At 68.3% G+C, this 12,745-nt stretch carries 7 protein-coding genes; 3 read left to right on the top strand and 4 right to left on the bottom strand.

What is annotated here, in order from left to right; translation table 11 throughout:
- Positions 1-44 precede the first annotated feature (44 nt).
- Genes V5B60_RS14565 through V5B60_RS14555 form a run of 3 tightly spaced genes read left to right on the top strand, consistent with a single transcriptional unit; the run spans position 45 to position 5,283 of the window.
- Positions 45-1,595, top strand: a complete 1,551-nt coding sequence (locus tag V5B60_RS14565; RefSeq protein ID WP_332347738.1) for a TIR domain-containing protein — start codon at positions 45-47, stop codon at positions 1,593-1,595.
- Positions 1,592-3,703 (top strand): hypothetical protein, encoded by a 2,112-nt coding sequence (locus tag V5B60_RS14560; RefSeq protein ID WP_332347737.1) that lies wholly within the window; start codon positions 1,592-1,594, stop codon positions 3,701-3,703. The genes V5B60_RS14565 and V5B60_RS14560 overlap by 4 nt, the downstream gene beginning before the upstream one ends.
- Positions 3,700-5,283, top strand: a complete 1,584-nt coding sequence (locus V5B60_RS14555) for a HEAT repeat domain-containing protein (protein WP_332347736.1) — start codon at positions 3,700-3,702, stop codon at positions 5,281-5,283. Before V5B60_RS14560 ends, V5B60_RS14555 begins: the two co-directional genes overlap by 4 nt.
- Before the next feature lie 77 nt (positions 5,284-5,360).
- On the opposite strand, the gene V5B60_RS14550 is transcribed toward V5B60_RS14555, so the two are convergent.
- From V5B60_RS14550 to V5B60_RS14535, 4 genes are read right to left on the bottom strand one after another with little or no spacing between them, the layout of a single operon-like run.
- Complete coding sequence (locus V5B60_RS14550) at positions 5,361-9,227, bottom strand: PAS domain S-box protein (RefSeq protein WP_332347735.1); 3,867 nt, start codon at positions 9,225-9,227, stop codon at positions 5,361-5,363.
- A gap of 7 nt (positions 9,228-9,234) precedes the next feature.
- The gene (locus V5B60_RS14545; RefSeq protein WP_332347734.1) at positions 9,235-11,178 is read right to left on the bottom strand and encodes a PAS domain S-box protein; all 1,944 of its coding nucleotides are present in this window, start codon (positions 11,176-11,178) and stop codon (positions 9,235-9,237) included.
- Positions 11,175-12,401 carry a PAS domain-containing protein gene (locus V5B60_RS14540; protein WP_332347733.1) on the bottom strand — a complete coding sequence of 409 codons (1,227 nt, stop codon included), beginning with the start codon at positions 12,399-12,401 and terminating at the stop codon, positions 11,175-11,177. Before V5B60_RS14540 ends, V5B60_RS14545 begins: the two co-directional genes overlap by 4 nt.
- Positions 12,377-12,604 carry a hypothetical protein gene (locus V5B60_RS14535; RefSeq protein ID WP_332347732.1) on the bottom strand — a complete coding sequence of 76 codons (228 nt, stop codon included), beginning with the start codon at positions 12,602-12,604 and terminating at the stop codon, positions 12,377-12,379. The genes V5B60_RS14540 and V5B60_RS14535 overlap by 25 nt, the downstream gene beginning before the upstream one ends.
- Positions 12,605-12,745: the final 141 nt, after the last annotated feature.

The raw sequence follows: 12,745 nt of genomic DNA, 5'->3' as shown, positions 1-12,745 counted from the left end.
GAGCCGTCGCTTGCCGCCGACGCCTTGTCAGGAACGGATCAACGATGAGCTACGACGCTTTCCTGAGCTACAGCAGGGAGGACGAAGACGAGGTGACGCGGATCGCCGAGCGCCTGCGCGACGAGGCCAACCTGCAGGTGTGGTTTGACCGCTGGGAACTCGTCCCGGGCGACCCGTGGCAGGAAAAGCTCGAGGAGGCACTGCGCCAGCTCAACACCAGCGTCGTCTTCATCGGCCGCAAGGGGCTGGGCAACTGGCAGGCGCCGGAGGTGCGGGCGGCGCTGAACCGCAATGCCGAACGCAAGATGCGCGTGGTACCCGTGGCGTTGCCCGGCGTCGACGTCCGCGACGAGCGCATCCCGCTGTTCCTCAAGAACCTCGACTTCTGCCTCCTGCGTTCGCTCGACGACCAGCCGAACTTCGAGCGCCTCGTCGCCGGCATCACCGGCGTCCATCCGCGCTTCGCCCGCGCCGCGCAGGCGGCCCGTCCGGCGGCGACGACGCCCGAGCCGATCGACCCGAACCGCGAGGCGATCGCCTATCTGCAGGGACACCTCGAGAACGATGCCATCTCGTTTTTCGTCGGCCGCGGACTCATGTCGGCGCTCACCCCCTGCGACATCAGCGAGAAACTGTTGCGATCGCTCGAACTGATCGGCGAGGAGGCGCCGGTGATGCTCCCCTCGCTCGACCTCGCGGCCAACTACTACGCCGTCAAGAGCGACGAGAACCGCTTGCAGGCCGATGTCGCGAGCATCCTGCGCCAGGGTCATCTGCAGATACCGGCGGCCTATGGCGAGCTCGCGCTGCTGCTGCGGCAACTCTGCGCCCGCCCCGCCGGCCGTGGACGCCGGCGCTACCGCCATCTCGTCATCACCTCGGTGCTCGACACGACGATCGAGCAGGCCTTCCTGCGCGCCGGCATGGGATTCACACGCCTCGTCCAATCGGCCTCGGGCAGGCGGCTCGACATCAACCTCTACGACCAGGTCGAGCTGGGCGGCGGCGGTTTCATTCGCGTCGGCGAGCGCAGTGGCTACCACCACTCCTTCCCGCTCGACAGCAGCGACGACATGGACCGCGTCATCGAGGAATGCGACGCCCGCAGTGTCAGCCTCGAGCAGGCCGGCGCCGGCTCGCCCGATGCCACACAACTGGCGACCATCTTCGCCGATCTGCGCGAACCGATCCTCTACAAGCTGCACGGTTCGCTCGACGTTCGCGACAGCTTCACCCTCTCGACCGAACAGTACTACGAGGCCGTGTCGCGCTCGCCGTCGCACAAGGCGGTACCGGAGCAGATCGGACAGATTCTCTCCAACACGCCGATCGTCTGCCTCGGCAGCCGCATTCTCGACCCGGATTTCCGCCTCAGCTATTACCTGCTGCGCGAGTGCCTCGACGTCCGCCGCGGACAGATCCGGCGCTTCGCCGTACATCCCCGCGACCTCGGCGACCAGCGCGACTGCAGCCACCAGATGGGGCTGCGTGCCTGGAGCCGGCTGGCCAACTGGGCGACGACGCGTTACGGCGTCGAGATGCTCGACATGCGCAGCGAAGTCTTCCTCAAGCAACTGCGCGGGGGTTCGCCGTGACGACGCCGACACTCGAGCAGTACAAGCCGTACAAGGGCCCGGAAAGCTACCAGGTCGAGGACGCGGCCTTCTTCTTCGGCCGCCGGGAAATGGCAGACCAGATCGTCGCGCACGTCCTCTCGGCGCAGATGAGCCTGCTGCACGCCCAGTCGGGCGCCGGCAAGACCTCGCTGCTCAACGCGCTGCTGATCCCGCAGCTCGAGCAGCGTGGCTGGACACCGGTGCGCATCCTGCCGCAGAACGACCCGGTCCGGGCAACGCGAATTGCCTGCCTGCAGTACGTCGTGCCGCCGCCGGAAGCCGAGGCGCTTGCCCTGCGGCGGGCGCTCGACGGCCTCTTCAGTGCTGCCGACGATCCGACTCTCGACGAGCTGCTCGCCCGCTATGACGATGCGCAGATCCTGCCGCTGCGCGACCCGCGCAAACGCTGCCTCATCGCACCCGTGCCGCTCGATGAACTCGCTGCCCGTTACCCGGCGCTCGATGGCGGCAAGGTGACGCCCTACCTCTGCCGCCTGCTGCGCTCCAGCCTCGATCTGGCAAGCGTCGCCGACCATCTGGCGGCGATCGCCACCGCCTGTGGTACCGGCAGCGAGTCCTGGCTGCCGGTGCGCGGCGACACGCGCGTGCGGCAGCTGCTGCAGGCCCTCGATGCTCCCGCCTGTCGGGCGGCCTACGCGACGACGCTGGACTACCTCGACCTGCCGGTACGCGAGCTGCGCCCCTTCATCGACAACCTGCTGTGCATCTACGGCTCGGTGCGGCCGGGTTTCTGCCTCGTCCTGCTCTTCGACCAGTTCGAGGAGCTGTTCACGCGCTTCGTCGACGCCGGCTCGCTGCACGCCCCCGGCAGCCACGACATGCCCGACTGGCGCCTGCGCGTCGAGTTCATCGACGAACTGCGCACGCTCTGCCGCGAGCCACCGGCAGAGGACGGGCGCCGTCGTCGTGGTCGGCGGTCGCCACTGCCGGTCCGCTTCCTGCTCTCGATGCGCAGCGAGTACATCGCCCAGCTGCGGCCGATCCGCGAGTTCGTTCCCGAACTCGATCGCTCGGCCTGCCAGCTCGAACTGCTGACACAGGCCAGCGCACGGCAGGCGATCGAGGAGCCGGCGGTGCTCTACGGCTATACCTACGAAGAAGAGTGCTTCAACCAGATCCTCGCCGACCTGTTGAAGGAAGAGCGCTACATCGAACCGGCGCACCTGTCGCTGGTGTGCGAGAAGCTCTGGCTCGAATCCGGCCGCCAACTCGTCCGTGGCGCTGCCCCGGCTGCCGCCGCTGAGCTGCCGACCGTGCCGCTCGCCACGTACGCCGAACGCCTGCACGGCGCGCGCGGAATCCTGCGCGACTTCCTGCACGACTTCCTCGTCGCCCTGGCCGACGACGACGAGCGGCGAGAGGCACTCGAGCTGATCGAACCGCTGATCACCGGCAGCGGCACGCGCAACATCGTCGAACGTCGGCAACTGATCCAGTTTCCGTTCCGCGACCCGACGCGGCGGACGTCCCTGCTCGACAAGCTGGTCAACCGCACGCTGGTGCGCATCGAGCCACGCCTCGGTGGCCAGTTCATCGAGATCACGCACGAATTCCTCATCCCGGCGATCCAGGAGGCTCTGCAGAAATATCTCTACGGCAACGTCGAGTATCAGCAGTTTCGCGTCGCGCTGCGTGCCCTGGCAGAGAGCCAGCGCGATCCCGCTGCCTCGGCCACCGACTCGGTGATCAACCGCGCCGAGTTCGCCGTCCTCGACCGCAACCGGCAGCGCGTGCAATGGAACGGCTGGGCGGTCGAGCAGATGCTGCGCGCCTGGCTCTGCCACGGCAGCGGCAGCGAGCAGCGGGCGACCCTGCGTTACTGGCTCGACGCCGCCAGCGGCCTCGCCGCGATCGCCGACCTCGGCACCATCCGCCAGCGCCTCGCCGGCAGCGCTGCCGGACCGGGCTTTCTCTCGCGCCCCGAGCTGCAACAGATCAATGCCAACCGTGACCGACAAGCCTTCACCCCCGCCGAGCGGCTGGCGATCCTGCGCAGCGAACTCCTGCGCGCCACCGCCGAGGAGCATGCCGACGTGCGCCACTGGACCCAGCAGGTGATGCAATGAGCCCTCATCCCGCCCATCAGATCATCGACGAATTCCTGCAGGCGGAAGACAGCAGCGCGCAGGCGCGGCGCAATGCCGCCGTCGCGCTCGCCACCATCGCCGACGACACGGCACTGCAAAAACTGCTGCAGCTCGCCATCAGCGACGGCGACGCGGGCGTGCGCAGCACCGCCGAAGCCGAGCTGGCGACGCTTTGCCGACAGTCGCCGGCGAATCTCGGGCCGGCGATGGCGGCGACGCTCGGCAGCCCCGAGCAGGCGCCGCCAGCCTATGCGCTGATCGGCCGCCTGCAGGCGCAGGGCGCCATCCTGCCGCCGCTGCCGGCCACACTGCCTTGGCTGCACCTCGCGCTGTCGCTCTTCCGTCAGGCACGCGGTACGGCCGGCTGGTGGTCACGCTCCGTCCGCGCAATGGTGCCGGGACTCTTCACCGCCCTCCTCGGCGTCCTCGCCGCGCTCGCCTACCTGCAGTGGCTGGCCGAAATCAGCCTGCGCAGCGAGCACGACGTCGTCGGCCCGCTGGTTGCCAGCCTGCTGTTCATCGCCGGCCCGCTGATCGCCTTCGGCACCTGGCGAACGACGCCGTCCCGCCTGCATCCTAGACGCAGCAGTGGCGCGCTGGCGGAAATCGCCTGGGCGTGTCTGCATACGGCTGCGCCCGGCATCATCTGCGTCGCCGCAATCCTCCTCGACAACGCCAGGGGCGCCCTCGCCGACCCGGAAGACTGGGTCATTGCCGGCATGCTGCTCCTGCTGCCACCGATCGCCGCTGGCGCCATCCGCGCCGGCACCATTGCCGCGGACGGCGCGCTCGGCAGCTGCCGGCGTCTCGTTGGCGGCTGCTTCGCCAGCATCGTCGGCGCCGCTGCCGGCCTCGTCTGCGTCACCCTCGCCACCGGCCTCTTCCATGGCATCAGCGGCAGCGTCTGTTCGCAGGTCTGGATCTGGTGGCTACCGATCTGCTTCGGCCTCGCCGGCGCCTACGCCTGGATCGACGCCCGTGTTCCCTGCGCCCGCGAAGCGGCCGCCGACGGCCAGCGGCTGACGATCTGCGCCGGCATCCTCGCGCTCTTCCTCGTCGGCGCCCTGATGCCGGTGCTGCGCGCCAGCGGTGCCATCCGTGGGCTCGCGGAGCCGCTTGCCAGCGTCGATGTCGCAGCACTCGAGACGAAGCCGGCGACCATCCCGCTGCACTCGCTACCGGCACGAATCGAACTCAAGCTCGCCAGCAGCGACCGCTGGAACCTGATCGTCGACATCGACCCCCCGTCACCGGCAGGCGAATCCGGCGCCTATCTCTGGCGCGCCCGCAACCGGCCACCGCTGCAGCAGGTGGCACCGGGCTCGATCCACGAGATCGGTGGCAGGGGCACTTCGACCCTGCTCTTCTTCGAGCGCAAGCTCGACCAGCTGCTGCGCGACTCGCAGGCGCTCGGCGCTTTCCTCGACGCCTGGTGGGGCCGCCAGAGCATGCCGCCGACACCACCCGGACCTGCCGCCGACACCCCGTCGGCGCCACGCGTCGTCACGCTCTCGGCGTTCCCGGTGGCACCGACCGTCCACTTCGGCAGCAAGCAGTGAGTCGTCGTCATGATGGCCGCCACTCGGCAAGGCAGCGCCTGGTCGCGGCTCCGAGGGCCGAGCCACTGCCGGCATGATCAGCGCGGCTGCCCGCCGTCGCGCAGCACCGCCAGTGCGTCTTCGAAGCGGAAGGACTGCAGGTGGCGCTCGAGGAGGGTCGCGGTCGGGCCATCCAGAATCGCCCGAAACGCGCTGGCGTGCCTGGCGAAATGCGCCTGCGCCGCCGTGTCGCCGTGCAGCAGGAGATCTTCGAGGGTCTGCAGGACGCCACCAAGGTGCTCGGGGTCGACCGGCTCGCCGCCAGCCGCGCGCTCGGGGACGCCCAGCAAGACGGCGGCGAGTCCAACGAGCGTGTCCGCCAGCTCAGCGAGCAACGACTCGACGAGCGCCGCGTCCACCGCCGCCCCGCCCTGCCGCAACAGGACATCGAGACGGCTCGCGCCCTGCGCGAGACGGTCGACTCCCAGCGTACCGGCGACTCCCTTGAGATCGTGCGTGAAGCGCCGGGCCTCTTCCGGCACGCCCGCGACGAGATGCCTGCGGATCCGCTCGGCGTCGTCGCGATGATCTTCGATGAACTGGCGCAGCAGCGACACGTAGAGCTCGTCCTTGCCGCGCACCGCGCGCAGTCCTCGCCCGACATCGATCCCCGGCAGGCGGGCGAGGCGCTCGACGACTCCGGCGACATCCGTCGCGCCGCTGCCCTCGTCCCCTGCTGCAGGCGTCTCGGCCGCCTCCTGTCGTGGCAGCCACTGGAGCAGCGTTGCATAGAGCCGCGCCGGCTCGACCGGCTTGGCGACGAAGTCGTTCATGCCGGCCTCCGCGCACGCGCGGCGGTCGTCGGCGAAAGCGTTGGCCGTCATGGCGATGATCGGCACCGCGCCGTAACCCGGCAATCCGCGCATCTCGCGCGCTGCGGCGATGCCATCCAGCTGGGGCATCTGCATGTCCATCAGCACCAGGTCATAGGGGTATCGCCGCGCCCGGGCAACTGCCACGCGGCCGTCCTCCGCCAGATCGACCTCGAGTCCGACGGCGCGCAACAACTCGACGGCGACCTCGCGGTTGATGGCGTTGTCTTCGGCCAGCAAGACACGTGCCCGCCCTGCGCGCTGACGCAGCATCGCCTCGGCAGCCGCCGTCTGCCCGACCCTTGGGGCCAGCATCGCCGCGCTTCGGCCGACCTGCAGCCGGGCGGTGAACCAGAAGCGGCTGCCGCTGCCCGGGGTGCTGCAGACCCCGGCCTCGCCGCCCATCAGCTCGGCGAGTCGCCGCGTGACGACCAGCCCCAGCCCCGTACCGCCATGACGACGCGTCGTCGAGGCATCCACCTGCTCGAAGGGCTGGAACAGGCGGGCGATCTGCTCCGTTGTCAGACCGATGCCGCTGTCCGCGACCTCGAAGCGCAGCAGGACGTGGTCGCCCTGTTCCTCGATCAGGCGTACCCGCAGATCGATCGAACCGTGCTCGGTGAACTTGACCGCATTGCCAAGATAGTTCAGCAGTGCCTGCCGCAACCGGGTCGGATCGCCATGCAGCCAGGACGGCAACTCGTCGTGCTCGAAACCCAGGGCGAGTCCCTTCGCCCGAGCCGCTTCCGCCATCATCGAGAGGACGTTGTCGAGCAGGCTGACGAAGTGGAAGTCGACATTTTCCAGATCCAGTCGTCCGGCCTCGATCTTCGACAGATCGAGAATGTCGTTGATGACCCGCAGCAGGTGCTGGCCGGCGCTGTCGATCCGGTCGAGTCGCTCGATCTGGTCGGGTGGCAGCTGCTGCCGGCGCATCAGATGCGTCAGGCCGATGATCGCGTTCAGCGGTGTGCGGATCTCATGGCTCATGTTGGCCAGGAAATGGCTCTTCGTGCGACTGGCTGCCTCGGCGCGCGCCCGCGCCTCGTCGAGCTGTTGCGTCCGCTCGGCGACGAGGACTTCGAGACGGTGGCGGTGGCTGTCCAGCTCATGGCCGATGCGCTTCTTCTCGGTGACGTCCTCCTTCACCGCCACGTAATGGGTCGCCTGGCCATGACCGGCGCGCAGTGGCGTGATGATGGCGAATTCGACATACTCGCTGCCATCCTTGCGGCGGTTGATGAACTCGCCCTTCCAGGTTTCGCCACGGAGCAGCGTCTGCCAGAGCACGGCATAGGTTCCGCGGGGAGTCTTCCCCGATTGCAGCAGGCCCGGACTCTGGCCGATCACTTCGTCGCGGCGATAGCCCGTGGCGCGCAGGAAGGCATCGTTGACATACTCGATGCGCGCGTTCAGGTCGGTGATGACGATGCTCTCCGGACTCTGCTCGACGGCGAGAGAGAGCTTGCGCAATTCATCTTCCGCCAGCTTGCGCGCGGTGATGTCGCGATTGGCACCACTGCGGCCAAGATATTCGCCCTCCTCGCCGACAACCGGCTGACAGTGATGACCCAGCCAGCGAAGGGCCCCGTCCTTGCGCGTGATGCGGAACTCCATCTCGACATCGTCCGCGGCATGGTCGAGGGCCAGATGCAACCGATACGCCTGACGGTCGTCGGCATGGACCATCAGCAGCGCGAGATCCGGATCGGCGATCAACTCCTCCGGTTCGTAACCGGTAATCTTCTTGCAGGCGGGCGACAGGTACCTGAAATGACCGTCCGCCCCGCGCCAGAAGATCCAGTCGGCGGCGTTTTCCGCCAGCAGACGGAAATTGGTCTCCGATGCCCGGAGCGAAACGCAGGCATCCTCGGCGCGCCGGCGTTCGGCGAGCGCATCCTCCATCAGGTTCAGCGCCGCGATGCGGGCGTTCTGCTGTTCCTCCAGCACCGCCCTGAGCTTCATCTCGGTATCGAGGCGCTCGCGGATGTCGCGTACCTGGCAAAGCACCGAGCCGTCGGGCAGGCGGATGCCATTGACTTCGACGGCCACGCGGCCGCCTTCCCTGTCGGCGAGCGCGGTCGTGAAGGACTGCGCCTGCGGACTGCCGGCGCGGATGCGCTGCAAGCCGGGCAGCGCGCCCGCCGCTGGCGGCGGCAGGAGGTCCGCCAGGCCCATCCGCAGCAGCTCGCTTCGCTCGTAGCGCAGCAGGCGCTCGGCCTGCCGGTTGACGTAGATGAAGCGGTCGTCCACGCCGACCACCAACACCGCGTCGGGCGAGAACTCGAGGATCGTCTGCAGCTTCTCCTCGCTGCTGCGCAGTGTCTCGTACGCATTCTTGCGCACGCTGATGTCCTCGGAAAAGATGACGATGCCGCCGACGCCGCCAGCCGCCGCCTGCCAGGGCCGAACCTCCCAGCGCAGCCACTGCACCGTACCGTTGGCACGTTCGAAGCGATCCTCGTCGGCAGTAACGACTTCCCCCGCCAGGGCGCGCTGATGGACGGCTTTCCAGGCGGGTGAAATCTCCGGAAAGACCTCGTAGTGGCAACGACCGATGAGCTCCTGCCCGCCGAGCGCGTAGTCGTCCAGCCAGCGCCGGCTGACGGCGAGGTAGCGCATGTCGCGGTCGAACATCGCCAGCGCGGCCGGGGCATGGTCGAAGAACAGTTGCAGCCGGTCCTGCGCTTCCCTGCTCTCGACTGCTCGCCGCCTTTCCTCGCTGAGGTCCTGCACGCAGGCGATGCGATGCAGTGGCCGCCCGTCGGCATCGCGGACGATGGTGAGATCGATCCGCACCGGGAAGCGGCTGCCGTCGCGGCAGAGGTGCTCGCTCTCGAACAGCGTGTGCACCCCGCCATCGGCATCGCTGATCTGCGCGCGAACGGCATCGCGCAAGTCCGCCGGGAAGAGTTCCAGCAGGGCTTTGCCGAGCAGTTCCTCGGCACGGTAGCCACGCCGCCGGGCAAAGGCGGGATTCGCCGCCAGCAGCGTGCTGCTGCGCGCATCGGAGATGGCGAGGCCCATTTCGACATGTTCGAAGGCTGCGGCCCAGACCCGCGCCGTCGAATCATCTTCCCGGGCAGTGCTCATCGCCGTTTCAGCCGCCAGGGGAAGGCTCGCTGTCCGCCGTCGGCTGCAGGAACGCCAGCGGGTACGGCGGTTCGCGCCCAAGCTCGCGCGACAGTTCGTTGATCCGCTTCTTCAGCCCGACCATGTCGAGCTCCCGGCCGACGGTCGCGCGGTTGAAGCGCTCGAGTTCATCGTTGCGCCGACGCAGTTCCTGTTCGGCAAGCTTGCGGGCGGTGATGTCGAGGACCAGGCCGATCACCGCCGGCTTGCCGAGGTAATCGAAGCGCCGGGCATGCACTTCGATCTCGATCAGCTGGCCATCGCGGCGCACGCCGCGGCAGGTGTAGCTCATGCTGCTGGATTCACCCTCGAGGCAGCGGCCGATGCTTTCCCTGACGGCCGTTCGGTCTTCGGGGCTGACGAGTTCGTGCGCAGCGACCCGGTCGATCAGGTCGGCGGCCGATTCGTAGCCGAAGATGGCGGCGAAGCCGGGATTGACGTAGCGCAAGCGATCGTCCTGACGGATGTAGATGCCGGCGATCGACTGCTCGACCAGGGCGCGAAAGCGTTCTTCGCTCTGCCGCAGCGCTGCTGCCGCTTCCTCGCTGGCAATCCGTGCGGCGGTGGCCTCCTCGAGCAGACTCAGGGTCGCGCGCCGCACTTGCCGTTGCTCGTCGACAGCCAGCCTTTGTCCGGCACGCAGCGCCTCGACCGCCGCATCGCGCGCCGTGTCACTCTCCTGGCGGGCCAGTTCGGCCTCCTTGCGCCGGGAAATGTCCTCGACCGCGGCAATGAAGTAAGCCGGCTCACCGTTCTCCTGTCGCACGAGAGCCATCGTCGTCGTGGCCCAGAGAATGGTTCCTCCCTTGCGGCGATAGCGCTTTTCGATTGAAGCGCTGTCGACTTCGCGATCGAGCATGCGCTGCATCTGGTCGCGATCGGCGGCGACATCCTCCGCGTGGGTATCTTCCCCCAGGCTCCTGGACAGCAGCTCGGTTTCGCCGTAGCCCAGCATCTCGCCAAGGCGCTGGTTGACTCGCAGCCAGCGGCCATCGATTGCCACGATGGCGATACCGAACGCGCTCTGTTCGAAAATGGTCCGGAAGCGGCGATCGCTTTCCTCGCGCCGCGCGAGTTCCCACGACAGATTCTCCGCCATCCGGTTGCAGGCTTCGCCGACGCGGCCGAACTCCCCCTTCAACCCGGTGATCCGCCGCGACAGATTGCCGCCGGCGACCACCTGGATGTGCTCATCGAGCCTCCGCAGCGGGCGGATCACGTGGCGATCGACGGCCCACGCCGTGCCGATGCCGAGCAGAGCCAGCGCGGCGAGCGCAGCGCCCAGCAGCCACAGCAGCCTCGCCCGCGCCTGTGCCTCGAGCGGCGTCGCCGGCACCCTGATGCTCAGGATGCCTTGCAGATCGCCGGCGCGATGGCCGATGGCATCGTCACGCTCCGGACCGGCCGCCGTCAGGCGGACGTTCGCTGCGCCGCTGCATTCGCGGCAGCCCTGGTCAGCGCGGATCGGGCGCGCATGCAGATAGTAGCGTTGCCCGTCGACGCCGGCGAAGGCGACGAAGCGCGACTGCGCCTGCGGATCGGCGCGAAAATGCTCGATGGCCGCCATCTCGACGTCGTCGGCCTGGTCGAAACCCTCGCCGGCGTCGACGGCGACATTCCGCACCGACAGGCCGGTCGTCTCGCGGCTTTCCAGATCGCGCCCGATCCGCTGCATCGCATGCGCGGGCAGGAAGCCCAGCGTCCCTTCGTCGACCGGCAACCCGCTGTCGATAAACTGGCGGTGGTAGAGCTGCCGCATCGCCAAGACGATGCGATGGACGCGCTCGGCGTTGTCCTGCACGTTGGCTTCGACCCAGCGGCGGACGCAGTACTGCTGGCCGACGGCGAGGACGGCGAAGCCGATGCCCAGCACGACGAGCAGCGTACCCAGCAGGCGGCGCGACAGCGTCATGCCGGGTCATCCCGTGCAAAGGCCAGGGGATAGGGGGGCGCACGGCCGAGTTCGAGCGACAGTGCGTTGATGCATTTCTTCATCTCGATCATCGCCAGCTCGCGACCAATCGTCGCGCGACCGAGTCGTTCGAGCTCGGTGTTGCGCTCGCGCAGCTCGTCTTCCGCCTGCTTGCGGTCGGTGACATCGAAGATCACGCCATCGAAGTGGAGCTCCGTTCCGGCCGCAGCGCGGATCGGCCGCGCGTGGTCGAGTACCCAGCGCACGTCCCCGTCGGCCCGATGAATGCGGTAGACGGTGCTGAATGGACGGTCATCCCGGATCGCGGCGTCGACCTCCTGCCGCACCCGTGGCAGATCCGCGGCGAAGATCAGGTCTTGCCACGGCAGGGGATTCTCCTCGCGAAGGAAGTCCCGTGCCGAATGCCCGGTCAACGCCAGGACGCCATCCGACATCATCGTCGCGCGCCACGGCGGCAGCAACTCGCAGCGGTAGACCGCTCCCGGCAGGTTGCTGGTCAGCGAGCGGAACATCTGTTCACGTTCCGCCAGCGCGTCCGCTGCCCGCCGGCGCTCGCTGATGTCCCGCGAGATGCCGAAGATGCCGCAGATCCGCCCCTCGGCATCGCGCAACGGCCCCTTCGTGGCCAGAAACGTCCGCTTGCCGAGCGCCGTGTCGAGGCAGTCCTCGCTCGTCTCGATCCGCTCGCCGGCAACGATGCGCTCGCCGATGGCCATCAGCAGCCGGGCCTGCTCCTCCGGGAAGAGATCCCGGTCGTCGTGACCGAGCACCGCCGCGGCCGGCTTGCCGACATAGCGACACGCCGCCTGGTTGAACAGCAGGTAGCGGCCCTGGAGATCCTTGGCATAGATGGCATCGTCCGAATGGTCGGCAATGGCCTGCAGCAACTCGAGGGATCGCTGCCTCTCCTCCTGCATCGCGATCTCGCTCCGGTGCGCGGCGTCGATGCGGCTGAACTGGCGCCGCACGAGGACATAGAGCAGCAGCGTGGTGACGGCGACGAACAGCCAGCCCTTGAACAGGCTGACGCGAATGATCTGGTCCGGGTCGGTGAGCAGCGACTCCACTGCACGGTCCGAGAGCAGGATCCAGAGGCTGGCGAAAACGCCGTAGGTCGATACGACCAGAAACGAAGCCTGGTCAAGCTTCCGGCGGCGCCCGAGGTGCTGCTGCTGCGTCATGCCCGCCCAGGCGCACGGCATCGTCGCCAGCCGTTCCGGTGCCGCATGCGGATGTCCCGCCGGACCAGGTCGGGCGCCGGCCGGTCGTGCGCCAGGTCGCGGCAACGCCCGCCCGATGTCGCCGCCAGCACCCGGTACGCGCTCGCCGGCAGACCCGGGAGAACCTGCAGATTCTCTGCCGAATCATCGACGATCAGGATCGTCGCCCGCGTGCCCTCTGCCATCGATCGTGCCTCTCGCCAAGACCCGGTAGTTTAGAACAGATCGCTGCTCGTCGCCCGGGCATTTTCTCCGGCCGGGCCATGCTCCGCTGAGGCCTCGTCGCCGCGACCGCGTGCGTGGCAGCAGGCGTCGGTCGCAGCGCG

The organism is Accumulibacter sp. (genome assembly GCF_036625195.1).
Lineage (GTDB): Bacteria > Pseudomonadota > Gammaproteobacteria > Burkholderiales > Rhodocyclaceae > Accumulibacter.
Note: the sequence above shows the minus strand (reverse complement) of the source record. Positions and strands in the feature narration are given on the sequence as shown.

What these genes read in the sequence shown, in the direction of transcription:
- V5B60_RS14565 (WP_332347738.1), top strand. Translation starts at nt 45, where the DNA reads ATGAGCTACGACGCTTTCCTGAGCTACAGCAGGGAGGACGAAGACGAG.
- V5B60_RS14555 (WP_332347736.1), top strand. Translation starts at nt 3,700, where the DNA reads ATGAGCCCTCATCCCGCCCATCAGATCATCGACGAATTCCTGCAGGCG.
- V5B60_RS14550 (WP_332347735.1), bottom strand. Translation starts at nt 9,227, where the DNA reads ATGAGCACTGCCCGGGAAGATGATTCGACGGCGCGGGTCTGGGCCGCA.
- V5B60_RS14545 (WP_332347734.1), bottom strand. Translation starts at nt 11,178, where the DNA reads ATGACGCTGTCGCGCCGCCTGCTGGGTACGCTGCTCGTCGTGCTGGGC.
- V5B60_RS14540 (WP_332347733.1), bottom strand. Translation starts at nt 12,401, where the DNA reads ATGCCGTGCGCCTGGGCGGGCATGACGCAGCAGCAGCACCTCGGGCGC.
- V5B60_RS14535 (WP_332347732.1), bottom strand. Translation starts at nt 12,604, where the DNA reads ATGGCAGAGGGCACGCGGGCGACGATCCTGATCGTCGATGATTCGGCA.